The sequence below is a fragment of the Ulvibacterium sp. genome (assembly GCF_028285715.1).
Classification (GTDB): domain Bacteria; phylum Bacteroidota; class Bacteroidia; order Flavobacteriales; family Flavobacteriaceae; genus Ulvibacterium.
Genome location: NZ_JANQOO010000020.1, coordinates 476297 through 498438, shown reverse-complemented (window position 1 = coordinate 498438; position 22142 = coordinate 476297). Strand labels below are relative to the sequence as shown.

22 protein-coding genes are annotated in these 22142 nt (G+C 42.3%); 10 read left to right on the top strand and 12 right to left on the bottom strand.

Annotated features, from left to right (window positions below):
• Positions 1 to 93 precede the first annotated feature (93 nt).
• The 3 genes from Q0993_RS13580 to Q0993_RS13570 all read left to right on the top strand — a co-directional run bounded on the left by Q0993_RS13580 (position 94) and on the right by Q0993_RS13570 (position 3590).
• Complete coding sequence (locus tag Q0993_RS13580) at positions 94 to 762, top strand: succinate dehydrogenase cytochrome b subunit (RefSeq protein WP_299533832.1); 669 nt, start codon at positions 94 to 96, stop codon at positions 760 to 762.
• 2 nt (positions 763 to 764) lie between these two features.
• Complete coding sequence (locus Q0993_RS13575; protein ID WP_299533831.1) at positions 765 to 2768, top strand: fumarate reductase/succinate dehydrogenase flavoprotein subunit; 2004 nt, start codon at positions 765 to 767, stop codon at positions 2766 to 2768.
• A gap of 75 nt (positions 2769 to 2843) precedes the next feature.
• Positions 2844 to 3590 (top strand): succinate dehydrogenase/fumarate reductase iron-sulfur subunit, encoded by a 747-nt coding sequence (locus Q0993_RS13570; RefSeq protein ID WP_299533830.1) that lies wholly within the window; start codon positions 2844 to 2846, stop codon positions 3588 to 3590.
• Between the two features lie 61 nt (positions 3591 to 3651).
• Here Q0993_RS13570 and Q0993_RS13565 read toward each other — a convergent pair whose 3' ends face one another.
• Entirely contained in the window at positions 3652 to 4578 is a 927-nt protein-coding gene (locus Q0993_RS13565) for a GyrI-like domain-containing protein (RefSeq protein ID WP_299533829.1), read from the bottom strand.
• Between the two features lie 128 nt (positions 4579 to 4706).
• Here Q0993_RS13565 and Q0993_RS13560 point away from each other — a divergent pair, with 128 nt between their 5' ends.
• Positions 4707 to 5189, top strand: coding sequence for a very short patch repair endonuclease (locus Q0993_RS13560; protein ID WP_299533828.1), 483 nt, complete (start codon positions 4707 to 4709; stop codon positions 5187 to 5189).
• A gap of 71 nt (positions 5190 to 5260) precedes the next feature.
• Here the strand turns inward: Q0993_RS13560 and Q0993_RS13555 are convergent, their stop codons facing one another.
• Positions 5261 to 5977: a helix-turn-helix transcriptional regulator gene (locus Q0993_RS13555; protein WP_299533827.1), complete on the bottom strand. Its 717-nt coding sequence runs from the start codon at positions 5975 to 5977 to the stop codon at positions 5261 to 5263.
• A 209-nt stretch (positions 5978 to 6186) separates the two neighbouring features.
• Here Q0993_RS13555 and Q0993_RS13550 point away from each other — a divergent pair, with 209 nt between their 5' ends.
• Together Q0993_RS13550 and Q0993_RS13545 are read left to right on the top strand one after the other, a co-directional pair.
• Positions 6187 to 6468, top strand: a complete 282-nt coding sequence (locus tag Q0993_RS13550; RefSeq protein WP_299533826.1) for a hypothetical protein — start codon at positions 6187 to 6189, stop codon at positions 6466 to 6468.
• A gap of 64 nt (positions 6469 to 6532) precedes the next feature.
• A complete protein-coding gene (locus Q0993_RS13545; RefSeq protein ID WP_299533825.1) occupies positions 6533 to 7693 on the top strand; it encodes a methionine aminotransferase in 1161 nt (386 codons plus the stop codon).
• A gap of 7 nt (positions 7694 to 7700) precedes the next feature.
• On the opposite strand, the gene Q0993_RS13540 is transcribed toward Q0993_RS13545, so the two are convergent.
• The 9 genes from Q0993_RS13540 to Q0993_RS13500 form a co-directional block, all read right to left on the bottom strand.
• On the bottom strand, positions 7701 to 8855 hold the full coding sequence (locus tag Q0993_RS13540) for a serine hydrolase (RefSeq protein ID WP_299533824.1): 1155 nt from the start codon (positions 8853 to 8855) through the stop codon (positions 7701 to 7703).
• On the bottom strand, positions 8852 to 9415 hold the full coding sequence (locus tag Q0993_RS13535; protein WP_299533823.1) for a GNAT family N-acetyltransferase: 564 nt from the start codon (positions 9413 to 9415) through the stop codon (positions 8852 to 8854). The genes Q0993_RS13540 and Q0993_RS13535 overlap by 4 nt, the downstream gene beginning before the upstream one ends.
• Before the next feature lie 467 nt (positions 9416 to 9882).
• Positions 9883 to 10536: a 3-oxoacid CoA-transferase subunit B gene (locus Q0993_RS13530; RefSeq protein WP_299533822.1), complete on the bottom strand. Its 654-nt coding sequence runs from the start codon at positions 10534 to 10536 to the stop codon at positions 9883 to 9885.
• A gap of 117 nt (positions 10537 to 10653) precedes the next feature.
• Positions 10654 to 11010, bottom strand: coding sequence for a four helix bundle protein (locus Q0993_RS13525; RefSeq protein ID WP_299533821.1), 357 nt, complete (start codon positions 11008 to 11010; stop codon positions 10654 to 10656).
• Positions 11011 to 11033: 23 nt separating this feature from the next.
• The gene (locus Q0993_RS13520; RefSeq protein WP_299533820.1) at positions 11034 to 11738 is read right to left on the bottom strand and encodes a CoA transferase subunit A; all 705 of its coding nucleotides are present in this window, start codon (positions 11736 to 11738) and stop codon (positions 11034 to 11036) included.
• A 100-nt stretch (positions 11739 to 11838) separates the two neighbouring features.
• Positions 11839 to 14181, bottom strand: a complete 2343-nt coding sequence (locus Q0993_RS13515; RefSeq protein WP_299533819.1) for a transglycosylase domain-containing protein — start codon at positions 14179 to 14181, stop codon at positions 11839 to 11841.
• A 3-nt stretch (positions 14182 to 14184) separates the two neighbouring features.
• Entirely contained in the window at positions 14185 to 14670 is a 486-nt protein-coding gene (locus tag Q0993_RS13510) for a gliding motility lipoprotein GldH (RefSeq protein WP_299533818.1), read from the bottom strand.
• Positions 14663 to 15820: a regulatory iron-sulfur-containing complex subunit RicT gene (locus tag Q0993_RS13505; protein ID WP_299533816.1), complete on the bottom strand. Its 1158-nt coding sequence runs from the start codon at positions 15818 to 15820 to the stop codon at positions 14663 to 14665. Before Q0993_RS13505 ends, Q0993_RS13510 begins: the two co-directional genes overlap by 8 nt.
• 221 nt (positions 15821 to 16041) lie before the next feature.
• Entirely contained in the window at positions 16042 to 17073 is a 1032-nt protein-coding gene (locus tag Q0993_RS13500; protein ID WP_299533814.1) for a rhodanese-related sulfurtransferase, read from the bottom strand.
• A gap of 399 nt (positions 17074 to 17472) precedes the next feature.
• Here Q0993_RS13500 and recA point away from each other — a divergent pair, with 399 nt between their 5' ends.
• From recA to Q0993_RS13480, 4 genes are all read left to right on the top strand, one after another.
• Positions 17473 to 18477: a recombinase RecA gene (gene recA / locus Q0993_RS13495; protein ID WP_299533812.1), complete on the top strand. Its 1005-nt coding sequence runs from the start codon at positions 17473 to 17475 to the stop codon at positions 18475 to 18477.
• Positions 18478 to 18642: 165 nt separating this feature from the next.
• Positions 18643 to 19056 carry a hypothetical protein gene (locus tag Q0993_RS13490; protein ID WP_299533809.1) on the top strand — a complete coding sequence of 138 codons (414 nt, stop codon included), beginning with the start codon at positions 18643 to 18645 and terminating at the stop codon, positions 19054 to 19056.
• A 27-nt stretch (positions 19057 to 19083) separates the two neighbouring features.
• Positions 19084 to 19653 (top strand): RNA polymerase sigma factor, encoded by a 570-nt coding sequence (locus Q0993_RS13485; RefSeq protein ID WP_299533807.1) that lies wholly within the window; start codon positions 19084 to 19086, stop codon positions 19651 to 19653.
• A 59-nt stretch (positions 19654 to 19712) separates the two neighbouring features.
• Positions 19713 to 21299 carry an outer membrane beta-barrel protein gene (locus Q0993_RS13480; protein ID WP_299533804.1) on the top strand — a complete coding sequence of 529 codons (1587 nt, stop codon included), beginning with the start codon at positions 19713 to 19715 and terminating at the stop codon, positions 21297 to 21299.
• Between the two features lie 73 nt (positions 21300 to 21372).
• Here Q0993_RS13480 and Q0993_RS13475 read toward each other — a convergent pair whose 3' ends face one another.
• Complete coding sequence (locus Q0993_RS13475; RefSeq protein WP_299534033.1) at positions 21373 to 22107, bottom strand: 1-acyl-sn-glycerol-3-phosphate acyltransferase; 735 nt, start codon at positions 22105 to 22107, stop codon at positions 21373 to 21375.
• Positions 22108 to 22142: the final 35 nt, after the last annotated feature.

The following is a 22142-nucleotide window of genomic DNA, read 5'->3' as shown; positions in this document are numbered from 1 at the left end:
ACTTATAATACTTCTAAATAAGCGATATTGGATTGTTGAAAGCTTGTTAAAAACTTCCCCGTACAGTAAATTTGTGAATAAAACCGGCTACTAATGAGTGGATTGATAAAGTCTTCAATTGCCCGAAAAGCTGTGATGGCGCTTTCGGGTCTATTTTTAGTGATTTTTTTGGTACTACATGTAACGATAAACCTTGCCTCTGTCATTTCTCCAGAGTTTTTCAATGAAGCTTCCCATTTCATGGGATATAATCCTCTGGTACAATTTGTTATGCAACCTATTTTGATTGCAGGAGTAATTGTCCATTTTGTTATGGGTTTTGTCCTGGAATTGCAGAACAAGGCGGCCCGTGGCATAGGTTACGTAAAATATAAGGGTGGTGCCAACGCCCCGTGGGTCTCAAGGAACATGATTTATTCAGGATTGGTGATTTTGGCTTTTCTTGGTCTTCATTTTTACGATTTTTGGATTCATGAAATGGCCTATAAATATGTAGAGGCAAAACCTGAAGATTCCACCCGATATTATGCGGAAACGGTTGAAAAATTCGTTCCCTTTTGGCGCACCATCATCTACGTGGTATCCTTTCTGTTGCTAAGCCTCCATTTATGGCACGGCTTTGCCTCATCTCTACAAAGTATGGGTGTTAATAACAAATACACCCCTGCCATAAAATCATTTACAAAACTATTTGCGGTGGTCGTTCCCTTAGCATTTGCATTCATTGCTATCTACCATCATCTTAACCCAATAACACATTAATTATGGGCGTATTGGATTCCAAAATTCCTTCGGGGCCATTGGCCGAAAAGTGGGCCAAACATAAAAATGAAATCGACCTTGTAAATCCTGCGAATAAACGAAACATTGATGTTATAGTAGTGGGAACAGGTCTAGCGGGAGGTTCCGCTTCGGCTACCCTTGCCGAGCTTGGCTATAATGTAAAAACGTTCTGTTACCAAGATTCCCCAAGAAGGGCCCATTCCATTGCGGCCCAAGGAGGAGTAAATGCGGCCAAGAACTATCAAGGTGATGGTGACAGCGTGTACCGTCTTTTCTATGATACCGTCAAAGGGGGCGATTATCGTTCCAGAGAGGCCAATGTATACCGGTTGGCCGAGGTGTCTTCCAATATTATCGATCAATGTGTTGCCCAAGGGGTACCGTTCGCTAGGGAATATGGGGGTTTATTGGACAACCGCTCTTTTGGAGGTGTACTAGTATCCCGTACATTCTATGCCAAAGGCCAAACCGGGCAACAGTTGTTACTGGGTGCTTATGCCGCGATGAACCGTCAAATTCAAAGGGGAAAGATTAAATCGTATACCCGACATGAAATGTTGGATTTGGTCCTAGTTGATGGAAAAGCACGCGGAATAATTGCAAGGGACCTGGTTACCGGGGAAATTGAACGACATGCCGCACATGCCGTAGTATTGGCCAGTGGAGGTTATGGTAATCTATTCTTCCTGTCCACCTATTGTATGGGCGCCAACGTCATGGCCGCTTGGAGAGCCCATAAAAAAGGGGCCTTCTTTGCCAACCCATGTTTTACACAAATACATCCTACCTGTATTCCCGTTTCCGGAGATCACCAATCCAAATTGACCTTGATGTCGGAATCCCTGCGAAACGATGGAAGAATCTGGGTACCCAAACGCTTGGAAGACGCGCAGGCCATCCGGGAAGGCAAATTGAAACCTACCCAATTAAAAGAAGAGGACAGGGACTACTATTTGGAGAGAAGATATCCGGCATTCGGAAACCTAGTTCCCCGAGATGTTGCCTCAAGGGCGGCAAAGGAACGTTGTGATGCAGGTCATGGCGTAAATAAAACAGGGGAAGCCGTTTATCTCGATTTTGAGGCTGCCATTATGCGTTACGGTAAGGAAAAAGCCTATACCTCCGGTATTAAAGATCCAGATAAGGAAACCATGCGCAAATTGGGTAAGGAAATTGTAGCCGCTAAATATGGCAATCTTTTCCAGATGTACGAAAAAATAGTTGACGAGAACCCATATGAGACCCCGATGATGATTTATCCGGCGGTCCACTATACCATGGGCGGACTTTGGGTGGATTACAATCTGCAGACCACCATACCCGGCTGCTATGCCGCTGGAGAGGCCAATTTTAGCGACCATGGCGCCAATCGCTTGGGAGCTTCCGCATTGATGCAGGGCTTGGCGGACGGTTACTTCGTCCTACCCTATACGATAGGCGATTATTTGTCCGATGATATTCGTACAGGCCCCATTTCTACGGATACTCCAGAATTTGATGCCGCTGAAGAAGCCGTTAAGGATCGAATTACGAAATTGATGTCGGCCAAAGGCGAAAACTCAGTAGACTATTATCACAAAAAATTGGGCAAGATTATGTGGAACAAATGTGGTATGTCCAGAAATGAAAAAGAATTAAAGGAGGCCATCACGGAAATTGCCGAGTTGCGAAAGGATTTTTGGGAAAACGTAAAGGTACCCGGAAAACCGGACGATAAAAATCAAGAATTGGAAAAAGCCGGACGTGTGGCCGACTTTTTGGAACTTGGTGAACTCTTTGCCAAAGATGCCCTACAGAGGAACGAATCCTGCGGCGGACATTTTCGGGAAGAATACCAGACTCCGGAGGGCGAAGCCCTACGAGACGATAAGAATTTCAAATACGTTGCCGCCTGGGAATATATGGGCGACCCCAAGGACGCAAAATTGCACAAGGAGGATTTGGTCTACGAAAATATTAAGGTGAAAACAAGGAGTTATAAATAGATAATTGTTGTTAGTTGACATTGCAACAAGTCTTTGTAAGCAACAAACAACACAAGAAGAATAAGCAAAATAGCTATGAAAATATATTTAAAAATATGGCGTCAAAAAGATGCGAGTTCTAAAGGAAAAATTGTTGATTATACCTTGGACCAGGTAGAATCCGATATGTCTTTTCTAGAAATGCTAGACGTGCTCAATGAAGATTTGGTAGCCAAAGGCGAAGAGCCCGTAGAGTTTGATCATGATTGTAGGGAAGGTATCTGCGGAACTTGTTCGCTTATGATTAACGGACAACCTCATGGCCCCGATAGATTAATCACCGTTTGTCAACTGCACATGCGAAGCTTTAATGACGGGGATACTATCGTAATAGAGCCATTTAGGGCCAAAGCTTTTCCCGTAATCAAGGACTTGATCGTTGATCGCTCCGCTTTTGACCGTATTCAACAGGCCGGAGGTTATATTTCCGTAAATACCTCAGGTAATCCAGTGGATGCGAACGCTATCCCAATTGAGAAACATATTGCCGATAAAGCCATGGATGCAGCTACTTGTATTGGTTGTGGTGCCTGTGTTGCCGCCTGTAAAAATGCAAGTGCCATGTTATTTACCTCTGCCAAGGTATCCCAATTTGCCCTATTGCCACAGGGTAAGGTAGAAGCTGCTGAACGTGTAGAGAACATGGTGCGGCAAATGGATCTTGAAGGTTTTGGAAACTGTACCAACACAGGTGCCTGTGAGGTAGAATGCCCTAAGGGAATTTCCCTGGAAAATATCGCTCGTATGAACCGGGAATATTTAAGCGCGGCTGTAAAAGGATAAAAGTTTTTCAAATTTTAAAGTGAATCCCGCATTCTATCCAGTAGAATACGGGATTTTTGCTTTATTTTACCGGGATACAGATATCCACAAAGAACAGTCCCTCAGGATGTTGTTTACCATTGTTATGATAAATTTCATGATAATGACCTTCCCTAAGCTCGAAGTTGTTTTCCGGAATCCATAACGTCATGCTGTTCCATGCCCTTTCAAATTCCTCCAACGCAATCTGGAAGCTACCTACTGCAAACTTTCCCTTGGGAATGGTAAGTTTGCCTATCTCGCCGTTGGTTTCCACATCCATATCAACGGTCAAACAGGCACTGGACTGCATTTTTGATTCATCGGTGACCCTTGGACTATCATAATAGATTCCCACCATTTTGGTTTTGGGAAAGTTCAAAAGACCCCTAGGGCCAGCCCATTCCATCAATTTTTCATAGGCCTTTCCAATCTCCGAATAAGCTCCCTGATGTCTTAGGTGAACCAATTTCAATTCGGGCATTTCCTTTACTTCTACTTTTGTTTTCATTCGTAACCAGTTTTTTAGATTATCCATGCTGTAAAAGTATTTCTGGAAAGACACTTTGCTTTCTCCTTTCTTGTTTTCGATTTTGCCAATCTTGCTGAACTCGCTTTGCCCCTTTTTCTGAAACTCGGTAGCGCTCATTCCATAAAATTTGCGAAAGGCCCTTGAGAAGGAATATATACTTTTGAAGCCATACTGGTGGGCCAACTGGGTCAATGATTCCCTTTTCCCAGGATAGAATAACCGCCCGGCTATCTTTTCAATACGCCTTCGGGTTATGTAGCCGTTCGGCGTCTCACCCAATAGCGCCGAGAAAATACGATGGAAATGAAAAGCCGAAAAACAGGCTATTTTGGAAAGTTCTTCCAAGGATAAGTCCGCATCCAGATTGTTTTCGATATACTCCACAACCTTATTAATTCTATGGATATATAGTAACTGTTGTTGGTTCCCTTTTTCCATGCCCACGTAAATTTTCTTCTAAAAATAAGAGATTCTCCCAGAGAAAGTTGAGCAGGTTCAAATGTCGCAAGATTCGTTAAACTTTACGGATACTTTCCTTTGCAAAACACTTTTGGTATTTTTAGACCATGCCAGAAAACTACGCTGAAGAACGCATTAAGGTACCCCGATTCAATGAGGAATCCGGATTCTATACAACCCCTGAGCGCTCCAAGATTATGGGGAAGATTCGGGGTAAGAATACCAAACCCGAGCTAGCCTTTCGAAAAGCACTATGGGCTGCAGGATACCGCTATCGAGTAGATTACAAGAAATTAATCGGCAAACCTGATATCGCCCTAAAAAAATACAAGACGGTAATTTTTATAGATGGGGAATATTGGCATGGCCATAACTGGGAAGAACGAAAACCAAAAATAAAGACCAATCGGGAATTTTGGATTGCCAAGATAGAACGCAATATGCAGCGGGACAAGGAGGTAAATCTTGAGCTAAAAAAATCTGGCTATACCGTTTTTCGTTTTTGGGAGAGTAAAATTAAAAAAGAGCTTGATGCCTGTCTAGAACAGGTCATTTCCCATTTAGAATCCGTAAACAGCTTCCCGAGCTAGGCTCGATATTTCTTCATTAAAAAAAGAATCTACACTTTTTTAAGGTTAAGATATGCATTGACCATCTCTTTTTATATGTAGGTAACTTGTTTCCCCAAAATGGCATACAACTGCTCTATCTCCTTAATCTTTATCTCAAAATCGGCATACTCCGGCGAATCCTTAAGGCTTTTGCATACTACGGTCTTGTTCCTTCTATTGTAATCCCCTATCAATTTGCACATTAGATTTCCTTTGTATACAAATATCGAAGGACTCTCGGGGTTGTTCTGTATATGGCCTTGTAGCCTCTCGTGGGGTATCAACTTACCCAAAACAATGGACTTGGACGGAATACTTTTTAAGGAACCATCATCCATGGAGTCGTTGGAAATCTCAAAGGCCATATACTGTGCCACCGACACACGATCCACGATAAATCCCGTTCTAGGTAAAGTATGCACAAATACTTTTTTGGCAAATTGCTTTGAGAATTTGCCATATTGTTCAGTAAGCACCAAGGGAGCCAAAATTAGATATTTACCCGGGGCCAACTTTGTAATTGTGTGTCCTTTGCCAAGTTGCTCCGCGGCGTCATATTCCATTTCGGTTTCATTTACACTTTCATGGGAATACAGCTCAGCGATAGTGACATCAAAATATTGCGCAATCTTTGTAAGGTTTTTTATAGGAATATTAGCATCTTTTTTCTCATAAAGCTGAATAGTGCGCAAACTCACCCCTATGGCCTTGGCCAAATCGGTCTGATTTATATTTTTTTTACGCCTTAATTGCTTTAATATAAACATAAGTTTGTATTATTGCGTAATAATCTTACATATTTTGTTGAAAAACGCAATTAAGATGCGTTACTTGTATACGGTTTACAGGCAAATATAGCAAAATACGCAAGGAGATTTAATAGTGTTTGTTCCAGAGCCTTGGAATGTTTAAAAGAAAAGCACCAACATATTGCAAAACATAAAAGTTTAACTAAATCCTTAATACAGTGCAACCCATGTTTACGGAACAGGACTACGGAAGACCTATCAATGAGAAATTATCGCTAACGCTTAGAAGAAACACCACCAAAGATGACTTTGCCAATGTGGCCACTTTTACCGGTGTAAGTTTTTCGACCATTAGAGATGTGGTCTACAGAACAAATAGCCTCACAAAATCAAACGCTAGGGCCATCGAAGAACTCTTACGGATCGCGTTTGACAACTCTTTGGCCAGACAGCTTTTAGCCGAGGGAGATAAGCACTACCTCAACAAATTTTTACAAACTCCAAAGTAAAGATTACACCTGATCCAAAGCAGGAAGTGCTAAATTGCCTAATTTTAAGGTAATACTCTTGTCCATGGCTAATCTAAAGACCAATATCCCTTCTAAACTCCCCAATATAAAAACTACCATTTTCACTACAGTAGGTAACCTGGCGAGAAAACATAAGGCCATTGATCTTTCCCAAGGCTTTCCCAACTTTGAAGCCGATAGAAAGTTAATGGGTTTGGTCTCCGATGCCATGTTAAAAGGCCATAACCAATATGCCGCTATGCAAGGCTATTATGGCCTTCGGGAAATCATCGCGGAGAAAACAGAAAAGCTGCATGACCGGATTTACGATCCCGAAAAAGAAATTACAATAACTGTAGGGGCCACTCAGGCCATTTTTACGGCAATTACGGCTTTTGTCCATCCTGGTGACGAGGTCATCGTTTTGAAACCCGCTTACGACTGTTATGAACCGGCCATTGAAGTGAATGGTGGTATTCCTGTCCCAGTACAATTAAAAGGAAAGGATTATCATGTGGACTGGGAAGAATTCCGAACCAGGATTACTACGAAGACTCGAATGGTCGTCATTAATACCCCACACAATCCGAGCGGACGGATTTTCTCCAAAACCGATATGCTTCAACTCCAGGAAATTCTACGGGACACCCGTATCATTTTGGTCAGTGATGAGGTATACGAGCATATTGTTTTTGATGGAAAGGAACACGAAAGTGCTTCCCGCTTGGATGACTTGGCTTCGCGCAGTTTTGTCTGTGCCTCTTTTGGAAAGACGTTTCACGTTACCGGTTGGAAAATGGGTTACTGTGCCGCACCGGCCGAATTGATGCACGAATTCCGAAAAACACATCAATTTGCCGTTTTTTGTGTGGATCATCCTGTGCAACGGGCTATGGCGGTCTACTTAAAAAACGAATCACATTATTTGGATTTAAAGGACTTCTATCAACAGAAAAGAGATTATTTCCTGAGTAGGCTTAGTGGTTCCAAATTTAGGTTCACGCCTTCGCAAGGCACTTATTTTCAATTGCTGGATTATTCCGGAATAACCCATGAACCGGACGAGGTTTTGGCAAAGCGGTTGATAGTGGATTATAAATTAGCGAGTATCGCCATATCCTCCTTCAATTTGGATAACCGAGACGATAAAGTTTTACGATTTTGTTTTGCCAAGACCGAGGAAACCTTAGAAAAAGCCACTGAAATTCTTAGGAACTTTCGATAAGGTAGCCTTATTTCAGGGCTGTGTTTAGCATAGTCATAAACTCACCTAATTTGCTAGGCTCTAACCAACGTGTTACCACGACCAGATCATTGTCGTCATCAACAACAATGTAGTTACCTCCAAAGCCTGCGGCATAGTATAAATTTTCCGAAAGCCCTTCCCAGTGTCGGTCGCCTTTTTTATTCAACCACCACATAAAACCATAATTCACATTGGGTTTGGAGGGTTCAAGGGCTCTTTTTATCCAATCCCGGCTAATGAGTTGCCGATCTTTCCATTTTCCTTTATTGAGAAACACCAATCCAAAGCGGGCCATGTCTTCCGTACTAATAAACATTCCGGCACCGGAATGTCCTCCACCGGTTACCGATTTCATTTGAACACCATCAATTTCCGTCCATGCATCGTAATACCCATGCCATCTCCAAGTGGTAGAAGCGCTAATTTTGTCCATTAGGTTCTCCTTAAGTACCATGGGCAAGGGTTTTCGCCATACATGGGTCAGCGCGTAGGCCAACACATTAACGCGGACGTCATTATATTCCATTACGGTTCCCGGTTCATTGAGCTTTCGGAATTTCCAGTCATCCAAACCACCTTCCCGAGGCGGTCGGTCAGCCCAATCCTTTCCTCCCCAGAGTTCCCCGGACCAATCGGAATTCTGTTGCAACAAATGCTCCCAAGTAATCTTTCCATTATGTTCCCCATCGAAAGTCCCATCCCAAATATAGTTTACCACCCTATCACTGGTTTCTGCAATTATACCCTGGTCCACAGCGAGTCCAGCCACCGTGCTCAAAAAGCTCTTGGTAACACTAAAGGTCATGTCTACCCTTTTTGTTTCCCCCCATTGGGCTATGGCATACCCATTTTTCAAAATCATTCCGGCCGGACCGCCACGTTTCTTGGTAGGGCCAAGGACTTCATGAAAAGGTTCCCGTTCGAACCCTTTAAGAATGGCGATTCGGAGGTCCCTTGAACCCGAATATTCATTCCGTCGGGCAAAATCAACAACTTCTTGAAGTTTCCTTTCATCTATTTTAAAGGCAGAAGGAGCCTTAATCTCCCACACCTCATTTCTTTCCGGAAAATAATAATCCTCCTGGGCGAAAAGAGTGCCCAAAGAAAAGAGATAAAAAAGAATGATCGTGGGATACTTCATTTTAAAGGAATGTATTCAGAATCCAAATTAATCAAATCAAGCCGCATAAGCCAATCCGTTTGCTTATCCTTTCCTATGAAATAGGGATGCGTCCCGAATTTTGTAAATCCCAGCCTTTGATAAAACCGAATAGCCTTATGGTTTTTTTCCCATACGCCCAGCCAAAGAAAGTGTTTCCCTTTTTCAGAGGCAATTCGTTTTATCTCGGTAAGCATCCATGCACCTATTCCTGAGCCTTGAAAGATATTTAGAACATAGATGCGTTCCAATTCAATACTACTGTTCGACTTTACTTCGGTCTGGGCCAAGTTTTCATTCAACTTAAAATAACCCGCCGTCCTGTTATCAACCTTAACAAAGTAGAAGCTCACGTCCTTATCCTGCAGCTCGGCAAACAAGGTATCCCTATGAAATGCAATACGAAGATAGTCCTTAAAGTCGTCTGGGTCGTTGTCCGCCTCAAAGGCATCCTTGAATGTTCTTAACGACAGTTCAACAAGTTCGTCCAGATTGGTTTGATCGCATTTTCGGAGAATTAAATGCCTTTGGCTTGGGCCCATACCCAAAATTAGAAAAAAGAAAAGGAGCAGTGTAGGTTATACTGCTCCTTTTTTAGAATTTTTACCAAAATGCTATAGCATAAACAGTTTCTTGGTCAACATGACAATACCGCTAAAAAAGTCGTTTTTGTACACTTGAATTTCTTCTTTGGTTGGGGCGTGGTTCATTGGGGCTTCCATAGATCTGTGGGTTTTGATAAAGCCAGATTTGGGATCTGAAACTTTGTATTGATTTGTTTTGTAAAAGTACTTTAGAGCTTTCCGAAATGGAAACTATTGTTGTGAAGTCTTCACAAAATGTTGTGAAAAGGATGAACGGTCATTTTCTTCGATGAAATGCCTGGTGGAACGGCCTAGTTTTGAAAAAAATCTTGGAAACAAGGGTGAAAATTCAAGATATACCCCCAAATTTTTTTGAGTAAACATCGCTTCGTTTCTCAGCTCGGACTCATCTGCAATCCCAGAGCTCATAGTGCCATTTCCGGGACATCGCTCTCAAGAATTAAAGCGCCTTCGGTAGCCATTTTTATTTGCTCAACGTCAACTCCCGGCGCTCGTTCCAGCAACTTAAAACCTTTTGAGGTTACTTCCAGTACCGCTAGGTTTGTCACTATTTTGGTGACACAACCTACCCCAGTTAGCGGAAGAGTACATCTTTTGAGAAGCTTGGATTTGCCAGCCTTGTTGGTGTGCATCATGGCTACAATGATGTTTTCCGCGCTTGCCACCAAGTCCATGGCACCTCCCATTCCCTTGACCATTTTTCCAGGAATCTTCCAATTGGCGATGTCACCGTTTTCCGCCACTTCCATGGCGCCGAGAATAGTGAGGTCTACATGCTGGCCGCGAATCATCCCAAAACTAGTGGCCGAATCAAAAAAGGACGCTCCGGGTAAAGTGGTAATGGTCTGTTTTCCAGCGTTGATGATATCTGCATCCTCATAGCCCTCATACGGAAAGGGGCCCATACCCAATACTCCATTTTCACTTTGGAATTCTACATTAATATCATTACGTACAAAATTGGCGACCAGAGTGGGAATGCCAATCCCTAGATTTACGTAGAAACCATCCTCTACTTCTTTTGCTATCCGTTTTGCTATTCCTTCTTTATTTAACATCTTAAGTCAGTGTGAAATTTAATCTGAAATCTTTACAATCAGGCTATCCCAAAACTTTTAAATGTAACAATTAAACAATATATCAATAAAGCTGTATTCTAAAGTTGGGCCATCCAACTACTTCTTGAATTTCTTCTTACTAGTACTCACTATTTTGTAGAGGATGAGTCCCAATTCGTCAATGTTTGTCCTTAAATCCATATTGTACGGATATGATTTTGCTTTCTCACATAGTTCAAGCCAGTACTTGGTTTCTTCCAATTCCTTAAGGGCAATCTTTATCTTATGGATGAAGTCAGCCATGCTCTCCGCATTTTGTGCCTCATGTACATTAGCTCCAATACTTGTGCCCGACTTTAATAGTTGATTGGCTATTGTGAATTTTCTCTTTTCTTCAAGAAGTTCACAAAATTCAATAATCATAAGTGCAAAATCAATGGATTTCTCCACAACGGGATTCTTCCTCTTTGACATTGCTTCATTGTTTAATTGAGTCATTAATCAATTTTAACACGGACCGTTCGCTGCTCAATTCGCTTTTCATAATTTTCTCCTTGAAATATTCGTTGCACGAATATTCCCGGAACATGAATCTGATTGGGATCTAAACTGCCGGCGGGAAGCAATTCCTCTACCTCGGCTACTGTAATGTTTGCCGCCCCGCACATGCAGGGATTAAAGTTACGTGCCGTCCCTTTAAACACAAGATTCCCAGCCTCATCACCTTTCCAAGCCTTTACAAAAGCAAAATCCGCAGAAAAGGCTTTTTCCAGTACGTACATTTTGCCGTTGAATTCCCGAGTTTCCTTTCCTTGGGCCACTTCCGTTCCATAACCGGCCGGGGTATAGAACGCGGGAAATCCGGCTTGTGCCGCCCTACACTTTTCGGCCAAGGTTCCTTGTGGCGTAAGCTCTACCTCCAACTCACCGCTCAACATTTGTCGTTCAAACTCATCGTTCTCGCCCACATAGGAGGAAATCATTTTTTTAATCTGATGCTTTTGCAGTAATAAACCCAAACCAAAATCATCAACTCCGGCGTTGTTGGAAATACAGGTAATATTGGTGACTTCCAAACGTACTAGTTCTGCAATGGCATTCTCAGGAATTCCACAGAGGCCAAAACCTCCAAGCATAAAGGTCATCCCATGCTCCACCCCCTCCAAGGCTTCTTTTGCATCAGTTACGGTCTTACGTATCATGTTGTAGGTATTGATGTATGAAGTTACTTGATATTTGGGAAATAGGAAAGTTCAAAACCCCAAAGTGCTGTAGATTTCGAAGTAAATAACAATCCCCTTTTTAAAAGTCAAGATCGTCCAAGTCGTCCTCGGAATCAATCTCCTTCTCCAATTCCTCTATTACCTTGGTGCAATCCACATTAATTGACAATTCTTCGGGTTCTATAAAATCCTCCTCGGATATTCCCAGTTCCTTATTGGCATAGTTTTTTCTCATATAGAGCCCCCAAATAGGTAGGGCCATAGAAGCCCCTTGTCCATACTTTAGGCCCTTAAAATGAACGGAGCGTTCTTCACCACCGACCCAAACGCCAGTGACCAAATTGGGCACCATCCCCATAAACCAACCATCACTTTGATTCTGTGTGGTGCCGGTTTTACCAGCTATTGGATTGGCAAATTCATATGGATATCCTGTGACAATCTCTTTATATACCGTTTGGTTTGTGGCAAAAGTATGGCGCAACCGTGTTCCTGAGCCTCCTTCGGTAACCCCTTTCATTAAATCCACCATGGCATAGGCCACATCCTTACTGAGCACATCTTTGGTCTCAGGAACATACTCGTATAACACGGTACCATTTTTGTCCTCGATTCGGGTAACCATTACCGGTTTTACATAAACCCCCTCATTTACAAAGGTACCGTACGCCCCGACCATTTCGTACACATTGAAGTCCGGTGTTCCCAAAGCAATGGATGGAACTTCCGGAATCTCCTTGGTAAGTCCCAAATTCTTAACTATGGACACAACTGATTTGGGACCGACCCGATCGATCAATTGTGCAGTAACCGTATTAATGGAATTGGCCAGAGCATGTTTCAGGGTATGCATCCGTCCAGAGTATTTTCCATCCGAATTCTTAGGGCACCATGGTTCCATGTTCCCATGTTTCAGGGTTTCAATGCAATATTGGGTATCCGGCAAGGAATCACAAGGCGATAATCGAAGTTGATCTATGGCGGCAGCGTAAACAAATGGCTTAAAGGTAGACCCCGCCTGTCTCGCCCCTTGGATGACATTGTCATATTGAAAATGCTTGTAATCAACTCCCCCTACCCAAGCTTTTACATGGCCGGTTTGAGGTTCCATGGACATCATAGCTGCCCTTAGAAAGGTTTTATAGTATTGGATAGAATCCAAGGGCGTCATTATGGTATCCTTTTCCTGAGAATCGCTATTCCAATCAAAGACCGTCATTTCGGCAGGTTTTGTAAACGACTCCCTGATTTCCTTTTCCGAAGATCCTGCTGCCTTCATTTTCTTCCATCGTGCCGAATTTTTCATGGCACGCTCCATAATGCCATCTATTTCTTCCTGGGAAAGCTCTAGGAAGGGGGCTGTTGGATTTCTCTCAGGTGTATTCTGATGAAAGAACTCGGCCTGTAGATTTTTCATGTGTTCTGCCACAGCATCCTCTGCATTTTGTTGCATACGAGAGTCTATCGTGGTGTAAATTTTTAGGCCATCCAAATAAATATTCCATTGATCTCTTCCGTCGTCCGAGATAGGCTTTGGGTTTTTCTTTATCCACCGGTTCATGAATCCCTGCAGGTACATTCTGAAATACGTGGCAATTCCTTCACGATGTGATTCCGGGTTAAAATTGATGCCCATTTCCAAAGCCTGCAACGAATCTTTTTCCGCTTCGGTAAGGTAACCGTATTTGGCCATTTGCCCCAACACGGTATTTCTTCGATTCAACACAAGTTCCTCGCGGCGAATGGGGTTATAGAGCGATGAATTTTTTAACATTCCTACCAATACTGCAGACTCTTCGGTTCTAAGCTCATTGGGTTCCTTACCAAAATATATTCTGGACGCCGATCGTATGCCATCGGCAGCGTACCCAAAGTCATATTGATCCATGTACATTTTAATGATCTCTTCCTTGGTATATTGCCGTTCCAAACGTGTGGCGATAACCCACTCCTTTATTTTTTGAAGGATACGGTCCACTCCTCCGGAGGGTTTTTTCGTAAAAAGCAGTTTAGAAAGTTGCTGTGTAATGGTACTGGCTCCTCCTTTTTTTCCCAAGAAGACAAGGGCTCGAAGTGTACCTCGGGCATCAATTCCCGAGTGTTTAAAATAGCGGGCATCCTCGGTAGCGACCAACGCATCGACCAAATTTTGTGGAAGACTATCGAAGGGCACCGGAGTACGATTATCGTCCAAATAGAATTTTCCCAAAGTCTTGCCGTCCGAAGAGATAATTTCTGAGGCCAAATTGGTCTGTGGGTTCTCCAGACGCTCAAAGGTGGGCATTTCTCCCAAGAAACCCCATGAGGCCAGCAAAAAAAGAAACGCAACTGAAACAATTCCCGTTGCAAAGAGTATCCAGAACCATTTTATGAACTTAAAAAATCCTTTGTTGTTCTTTTTCTTTACTGTTTTTTTTGCCATTATTTATGGGTCGCTTTTTTCAATTTGAAAACCAACATCGGTTATTCCCTGCAAGTTCATGATACCCTCGACCTTTCCATTTTTTCGCATGGCATGGGATACACGTAAAGTATATACGCCGGAAGTAGGAAAAACGATGTTCTCCTTATACCATAACTTGTTTTCCTTTACACTACCAGAACCTTTTCCCAACCAACTACCATCTGGTCTGGCCATTTCATATTCCAATGTGTCCTTTATGGTCTGTCCGGAAGGAAAATCAAGTTCCGCTATCAGAAAAAGGTTGCTGTAGCGAAAAGTTTCGTCATTCCTTATATTGATGAACAGATTGTGGGAATGTAAAGTATCCATTTCCGAAAACGTAAACTCAATGGTGTTTTCCTTGTTCCAGGAACCCTTGTCGGTAGCCTTGTATTCCGCCTTTATCAAAGCATCATTACAGGAAACAAAGAGCGGCACAATTGTTAGGGCAAATAACCTCCTAAACATTTTTTGGGCGTCTTTTCTGGTTCTTTCTTGATTTCCTGTTTCTTTTTTTCCTTCGCTTTGGCCTATCAAAACGGGTAAGACTATCCTGGCCCACAACATTCTCGAACACCTTTTCTTCCTCAACGGAATTATCCGCTACATATTCTTCCAAACTGGCTACTTTTTCCTTTTTTTTGTTCTTCTGGATAATTTCCACTACCTGGTCCTTGGAAAGAGCATGCCAATTGGAAGGTTCATTTCGATAAGAAAACCAGAGGGTCGATTTAAAGATGTCCGCTTTTTGGCAAAAGGCCAATCCTTTTTCTGTATGAAGTTTGGTATCCGAGGAAGGGAAATCCTTCAAAGCCTCTAGATACATATCCAATTCATAATTTAGGCAACACTTGAGCTTACCACATTGGCCTGCCAATTTTTGGGGATTCAAGGATAGTTGTTGATAACGTGCGGACGAAGTACTTACCGATCTAAAGTCGGTCAACCATGTAGAGCAGCATAACTCCCGGCCACAAGAGCCAATTCCTCCAAGCCGTTGGGCTTCTTGCCGATATCCGATTTGACGCATTTCTATGCGAATACCAAAGGCCTTGGCCATATCCTTTATCAATTGCCGAAAATCTACGCGCTCCTCCGCCGTATAATAAAATGTAGCCTTGGAACCATCTCCCTGGAATTCAACATCGGAAATTTTCATTTGAAGACCCAAGATAATGGCAATTTCCCTAGATCTTTTCTTAATTTCCTCCTCCCTTCCCCTACATTTTTGCCATTTATCAATATCCTTTTGGGTGGCTCGGCGATAAATTTTAGGGAGATCCGGTGAATGATAGTCCTCCTTTTTCTTTTTCATCTGCACTTTTACCAACTCACCTGTAAGGGTTACCATACCAACATCATGACCAGATTGTGCTTGGGTAGCCACAACATCACCTATTGAAAGGGTTAGGTTTTCGGTATTCCTAAAGAACTCCTTTCTACTATTTTTAAATCGGACTTCCACACAGTCAAACGGTTTTGCGCCATTGGGAAGCGACATATTGGAAAGCCAATCGAAAACCGTTAATTTATTACAGCCATCCGTACCGCAGGTCCCATTGTTCTTGCATCCACGTGGCTGTCCGTCCTTAGCGGTCGAACAACTGCTACACCCCATATTTAATATCTTGATTTGATCGAAAATACCCTTATAATACTAGAATTATGGGAATTCCCGGTCAAAAAAGGTTCATATTTAACTTAAACGTAAAGGTAGTGATTTTTTAATTTGATTAAAGTTATAAAGCCTATGCCGTCCCTGGAAAATCATAAAATTAGGCGACTACCTTTCATGATTTTATATACCCTTCGCCTTGAAGCTTCAAAGCACAATGGGGGTCATCTCTTGAACTTCAACACCTCTGAGCGTCCTTTTTTGAAAATTTTATTGCTTACTACTTTCCCCTTGCGAAGTTTTTTTTGCTCTTCGTAAGGAAGGTTATGGACTTCCTTACAAGAGTCCGAACAACAACCATCCATTTTTTGGGCGCACTCATCACACTGAATGAACAAAAGATGGCAGGCCTCATTAGCACAATTGACATGGTCATCACATGGTTTGCCACACTGATGGCACTTGGCGATAATATCCTCGGAAATGCGTTCGCCCCTTCGATGGTCAAAAACAAAATTCTTGCCCAGAAATTTGTTCTCCAATCCTTTTTTCTTTACCTGTCTGGCATAATCAATGATTCCTCCCTCCAACTGATAGACCTGCTTAAATCCCTTGTGTTTGTAATATGCACTGGCTTTTTCGCAACGAATACCCCCAGTACAATACATAACCAACTTTTTATCTTCCTTATGAGCCGCTAAATCCCTCTCTATAATATCCAAGGAATCGCGGAAGGTATCCACATCCGGGGTTATGGCGTTCTTAAAATGGCCTATTTCACTTTCGTAATGGTTGCGCATGTCCACTAGCAACGTATCCGGATCTTCAATGAGTTCATTAAACAGTTCCGCGTCCACATGGATACCCTTATCCGTTACATCAAAAGTATGGTCGTTTAAGCCATCGGCAACAATTTTTTTGCGGACCTTTATCTTTAATTTGAGAAACGATTTGTTGTCCTGTTCTATCGCAATGTTAAGACGTACATTTTCTAAGAATGAAATGCTATCCAAATGTGCCTTGAATGTTTCGAAATTTTCCGCAGGAACCGATAGTTGGGCATTGATGCCCTCATTGGCCACATAAATCCTACCTAAAACGTCCAGCTCGTTCCAATGAATAAACAAATGGTTTCTAAAAATGAAGGGATTGCCAATATGTGCATAGGTGTAAAAAGAGATGGTCAACCGTTCTTGACCGGCTTCTTCAATAAGCGTAGCTCTTTCCTTTGCACTTAAGGTATTGTACAGTTGCATGCTATACGAATAGTTTAAGTTAAAAGAATGATTTATTTAAAGGGCAAAGGTAAGATAATATGCAGAACTCCGAGACAATTGGAAATGGTGCTGTTGGAAAACGGGAAACCTTTGCACCAACAGAGTTTATTAAGGTAAGTACAGCATTAATAAAAAAGAGCCTTGAATTGATCAAGACTCTTCATTGGCCATCCCATTTTTCTTTTTCATAGCATCCTTTTAAAAAAACAAATGCGAAAAGGAAATGACCACCACTGCCCATTGCCACTAAAAACAATGGATTATATATTGAGTTAGCACCGTCGATTTTTAACTAGATGCAGGTTTTCCAAAAAGGTTGCGTCCCGATTGCGATATGCAAAAAGAAATGGTATTTTAGCGACCCTAATTCCATAGAATATGAGCTCCGAAAAAGACGCCAAATTAAAAGCTTTGAAACTTACCCTGGATAAACTGGACAAGACCTACGGCAAGGGCACCGTAATGAAAATGGGTGATAACGTAGTCGAAGAAGTCGAGGTAATTCCGTCAGGTTCATTGGGTCTGGATGTTGCCCTGGGGGTTGGAGGTTATCCAAGGGGGAGGGTCATTGAAATCTATGGCCCAGAGTCGTCAGGAAAGACCACTTTAACATTACATGCCATAGCAGAGGCTCAAAAAAATGGTGGAATCGCAGCCTTTATAGATGCAGAACATGCCTTTGATCGTTTCTATGCCCAAAAATTAGGTGTGGATATTGACAACCTTATCATATCTCAACCGGATAATGGGGAGCAAGCCTTGGAGATTGCAGATAATCTTATCCGCTCCGGTGCCATTGACATCGTGATTGTGGACTCTGTTGCCGCACTTACCCCAAAGAGTGAAATTGAGGGTGAAATGGGGGATTCTAAAATGGGACTACATGCTAGACTAATGTCGCAAGCCTTGCGAAAATTAACGGGATCTATAAGCAAAACCCACTGTACTGTTATCTTCATCAATCAATTACGTGAAAAAATCGGGGTTATGTTTGGTAATCCGGAGACTACCACAGGGGGCAACGCATTAAAATTTTATGCTTCCGTCCGTTTGGATATCCGTAGATCCACCCAAATTAAGGATACCGATGGTTCGGTACAGGGCAATAAGACGCGGGTGAAAGTAGTAAAGAACAAAGTAGCCCCACCTTTTAAGACGGCGGAATTTGACATCATGTATGGCGAAGGAATTTCCAAAGTTGGTGAAATTATAGATTTGGGCGTGGAATATGAGATTATAAAAAAGAGCGGCTCATGGTTCAGCTATGGCGACACCAAGTTAGGTCAGGGAAGGGACGCCGTAAAAGTTCTGCTCATTGATAATCCCGAACTTTTTGAAGAATTGGAAGGCAAAATACGAGAAGCGATAAACACCTTGAAGTAATATTCGATTTCTCTTTCTACCAAAAGTCTTAGGTTCCCTTTCTTTTGATGATTTCTGAACGTTTTGAAGCCATAGGGCCGAATTAAAGACTATTTTATCCGTCATAAGGTGTATTTACGCAACCTTTGCCTTTTCTTTACATCTTAGGAGAAAACCCAATTGCCAATGAAGAGGTATTTAGTAATTTTGTATTCCCTTTTGGCAGTGCTTGGTCTAAGTTCTTGCAACTTGGGAGACGACGGCCCAAACTTTCATTTTACGGCCTTACAGATTACAAGTGCGGAACTTCCGGAATCATTTAATCTTAACGAGACTTACGAAATCAAGGTTACCTATGTGAGGCCGGATGGTTGTACTTTTTTTGAAGGTTTTGACCTTGCCAAGCCGGACGTCACCGTTCGTAATGTAGTAGCCATAGGCTCAGTGAGAACAGATCAAACCTGTACCGCAGCCGTTGAGGAGGAGGAAGCTACCTTTATATTTGTCGTACTGTTCGATGAACCGTACACATTTAGATTTTGGCAAGGAACTGAGGATGGTATGGACGAGTATTTTGAAGTAGAGGTACCCGTTAATTAATAGAAGCAATAAAATCTAACCAACATTTTGAGTCTGGAAGAACTCATAGCCAGTTGCAAAAAGGGAAATAGAAAGGCACAAGAGCAATTATATCACAAATATTCTGATATACTGTTCGGAATATGTCTTAAATATTCCCGTAATAGGACTGAAGCGGAAGACAGCCTTCATGACAGTTTTATTACCATTTTTGACAAAATTGGCCAATACCGATCCAAAGGCTCCTTTGAGGGATGGATAAAACGTATTACCGTGAATACCGTATTGCAAAAATACCGTAAGGAGGAATACCTAAAAGTGGTTACCGAAAACATTGGGGAAGAAATGGAGTTTGAATCTGAGGGTTATGCGGATATTGGCTTACAGACGTTGCTGAAATACATCCAAGAGCTCCCGAACAAATATAGAATAACCTTTAATTTATATGTATTGGATGGCTATTCCCACAAAGAAATCAGTAAGCTTTTGGGAACGTCAACAGGAACATCAAAATCAAACCTTGCCCGTGCAAGGACCATTTTAAAAGAAAAAATTGAAACCGAAACTATCCGGTCAATAATCGGTGTATTGATTATTGCATTAGTGGGCACCCTATAAAGAAACTATGAGCCGGATTTTGAAAAAGAAAACATGAACATTGCTTAAGTTATTGTAAGATGAGCAAAAAGAACTTAGACACATTGTTCCAAGGAAAATTCAAGGATTTCAAGGAAAAACCGGACGAGAAAGTCTGGGCATCCATTGAAGCCACATTGGACAAAAAGGAAAAATCCCGAAAACCAGTTCCTCTCTGGTGGAAATTGGGGGGTGCGGCCGCCGTATTGGCCATACTCATTTATGTAGTGAATCCATTAGGTGATAGTACACCTGAACAGGATGTGATAATCACGGATATTGAAAATGTAGATGGACAAGATGTAGAACAAGGCGAGGATATAAAGGAAAAAGATTCCTCCATTCCACAAAGTTCCGTTGAAACGGAAGTTGTAGATGTCGATACCATTGATAAAAAAGAAAACATAGATCCAATTCTTCAGACTGAGGATAACAGCCCAGCCATTGCCGATACTCGAAAAGATACTCAAAGTTACCCTCTGGACAATACTAGAAATACGGAAGAAAATAGTCTCGTACCGGAAAAAAGTCCCCTAGGTGAAGCCATTCAAATTGTAGATTCCCAAAAAGATGGGGCTCCAAATGAGGCCGCTACAGATAATTCCCTACCCAATCCCGGTCTGGTTCCCAAAAATGAAAATGAAGCTGTTGCAGTTTCCGACGCTGGTTTGGAAAGCGGAAAAAAGGACGAAACGAAACTTATCCCTGATACGGAAACTGATTATACTAAAATATCTTCCAAAGACAACCCAAGGCATGCATCCGAGGAAGCTATTACCGAAACCGGGGAAAAGACATCCAAAGAAATTGAGCAGGCCAACGGCGGAAAATCAATTTTTGATGAAATTCAGGAGCAGCAAGAAGAGGAGGCCCTAGCGGAGGTCAAAGGTAGTAGGTGGTCTGCAGGACCCAGCATCGCCCCGGTTTATTATAATGCCATTGGTGAGGGGTCCCCCGTGCATTCCATTTTCGTACCCAACTCAAAGTCCGGGGAGATTAATCTGAGCTATGGTCTTACGGTCGCTTATGAAATTAGTGATCGCTTAAGTATCCGTTCAGGACTTCATAGGGTGGATTACGGCTATGATACCAATGATGTGGAATTTTCCTCTTCCTTACAAGCATCAGCCGATGGACAAATAGATAACATAAATTATACGGCGACTTCCAAAACCTTGGTAGTGCAAAGCAAGGCAAACGGTATTTCCAGTGCTGTGGCCGATCCGGAGGCGGCCCTTATAGATTTAACGGCACAGGATCCGTCACGAAACGGTACCATGGCCCAACAATTTGGATATCTTGAAGTGCCCGTGGAACTTAACTATGCGCTTCTGGACCGGAAATTTGGGATAAATTTAATAGGAGGGGTAAGTTCCCTGTTTTTGGTTGATAATACGGTTACCCTGAACGCAGATGGACTTACTACTGAAATGGGAGAGGCCAACAACATCAACAATGTAAACTTCAGTACCAACGTAGGTTTTGGCCTTAACTATAGATTCACACCTAAAATACGATTTAACCTGGAGCCTATTTTTAAGTATCAATTGAATACCTTCTCGGAAACTGCCGGGAATTTCCAACCGTTTTCGGTAGGCGTCTATAGTGGTTTGAGCTTTAGATTCTAACAATGTTGGTTAGGTAAGTCGTTGTACCCTCAACGACTACTAATTCGCCTCGATGACTTTGTCGAGGCGTTTTTCATTTTTGCAGATCCTTTAAAATCAATCCCCTTACCTGTTCCCTTAAGTTCGCTTTATCCTCTTCGGACAACAATCCGGTTTCAAAAAAAGGATGGACCCGGACCCGTAGAGGACCCGGACCCCCACTAAAAAAGGTAAATGGAAACCTCTTTTTCCCGTCAAAAAAGGTCATCGGCACTACGGGAATACTATGGGCAATGGCCATTTTGAATGCCCCGTCCTTAAATTCATCCAAAACAACGTGTTCCTCTGGAACACCCCCTTCTGGAAAGATGCAAATGCTAAGCCTCTGGTTTAAACGTCGTTGTGCCCTTCTATAAACGCCGGTCCTGCTCCGTGTATCCTCTCGATCAACCATGATACAGACCCGCTTATAAAAAAATCCGAATAGTGGAATTTTAACCAATTCCTTCTTACCCACAAAAACAAAGGGATTTGGACTTGCCCAAAGCATAAGCATAATGTCCAACATACTAGTATGATTGGCCACGAGCATATAGCTTTTGCCTTTTTCCATTTTTTGTTCGCGGATTATTCGAGGCGGACAGCCCATGCCATATAAGATAGGCAGAGCCCATAAATTTCGGGCCATCCAAAAAAAATGGGGATAGGTTTTTTCCGAGAAAGTGAACACTAAGAGAAACGGAAAAAAGACAAGAATCGGGATTGCGACCAAAACATAGAACCACATACGGTAAAGCGCCTGACCTATTTTTCTTAGCAGCGGAAGCATAGCGCCAAAAATAGCTATTTTGGCCTTGTTTTTTC

Excerpts from the sequence above, each read along its gene's own strand:
- Q0993_RS13580 (WP_299533832.1), top strand. The coding sequence starts at position 94 with ATGAGTGGATTGATAAAGTCTTCAATTGCCCGAAAAGCTGTGATGGCG.
- Q0993_RS13575 (WP_299533831.1), top strand. The coding sequence starts at position 765 with ATGGGCGTATTGGATTCCAAAATTCCTTCGGGGCCATTGGCCGAAAAG.
- Q0993_RS13570 (WP_299533830.1), top strand. The coding sequence starts at position 2,844 with ATGAAAATATATTTAAAAATATGGCGTCAAAAAGATGCGAGTTCTAAA.
- Q0993_RS13565 (WP_299533829.1), bottom strand. The coding sequence starts at position 4,578 with ATGGAAAAAGGGAACCAACAACAGTTACTATATATCCATAGAATTAAT.
- Q0993_RS13560 (WP_299533828.1), top strand. The coding sequence starts at position 4,707 with ATGCCAGAAAACTACGCTGAAGAACGCATTAAGGTACCCCGATTCAAT.
- Q0993_RS13555 (WP_299533827.1), bottom strand. The coding sequence starts at position 5,977 with ATGTTTATATTAAAGCAATTAAGGCGTAAAAAAAATATAAATCAGACC.
- Q0993_RS13550 (WP_299533826.1), top strand. The coding sequence starts at position 6,187 with ATGTTTACGGAACAGGACTACGGAAGACCTATCAATGAGAAATTATCG.
- Q0993_RS13545 (WP_299533825.1), top strand. The coding sequence starts at position 6,533 with ATGGCTAATCTAAAGACCAATATCCCTTCTAAACTCCCCAATATAAAA.
- Q0993_RS13540 (WP_299533824.1), bottom strand. The coding sequence starts at position 8,855 with ATGAAGTATCCCACGATCATTCTTTTTTATCTCTTTTCTTTGGGCACT.
- Q0993_RS13535 (WP_299533823.1), bottom strand. The coding sequence starts at position 9,415 with ATGGGCCCAAGCCAAAGGCATTTAATTCTCCGAAAATGCGATCAAACC.
- Q0993_RS13530 (WP_299533822.1), bottom strand. The coding sequence starts at position 10,536 with ATGTTAAATAAAGAAGGAATAGCAAAACGGATAGCAAAAGAAGTAGAG.
- Q0993_RS13525 (WP_299533821.1), bottom strand. The coding sequence starts at position 11,010 with ATGTCAAAGAGGAAGAATCCCGTTGTGGAGAAATCCATTGATTTTGCA.
- Q0993_RS13520 (WP_299533820.1), bottom strand. The coding sequence starts at position 11,738 with ATGATACGTAAGACCGTAACTGATGCAAAAGAAGCCTTGGAGGGGGTG.
- Q0993_RS13515 (WP_299533819.1), bottom strand. The coding sequence starts at position 14,181 with ATGGCAAAAAAAACAGTAAAGAAAAAGAACAACAAAGGATTTTTTAAG.
- Q0993_RS13510 (WP_299533818.1), bottom strand. The coding sequence starts at position 14,670 with ATGTTTAGGAGGTTATTTGCCCTAACAATTGTGCCGCTCTTTGTTTCC.
- Q0993_RS13505 (WP_299533816.1), bottom strand. The coding sequence starts at position 15,820 with ATGGGGTGTAGCAGTTGTTCGACCGCTAAGGACGGACAGCCACGTGGA.
- Q0993_RS13500 (WP_299533814.1), bottom strand. The coding sequence starts at position 17,073 with ATGCAACTGTACAATACCTTAAGTGCAAAGGAAAGAGCTACGCTTATT.
- recA (WP_299533812.1), top strand. The coding sequence starts at position 17,473 with ATGAGCTCCGAAAAAGACGCCAAATTAAAAGCTTTGAAACTTACCCTG.
- Q0993_RS13490 (WP_299533809.1), top strand. The coding sequence starts at position 18,643 with ATGAAGAGGTATTTAGTAATTTTGTATTCCCTTTTGGCAGTGCTTGGT.
- Q0993_RS13480 (WP_299533804.1), top strand. The coding sequence starts at position 19,713 with ATGAGCAAAAAGAACTTAGACACATTGTTCCAAGGAAAATTCAAGGAT.
- Q0993_RS13475 (WP_299534033.1), bottom strand. The coding sequence starts at position 22,107 with ATGCTTCCGCTGCTAAGAAAAATAGGTCAGGCGCTTTACCGTATGTGG.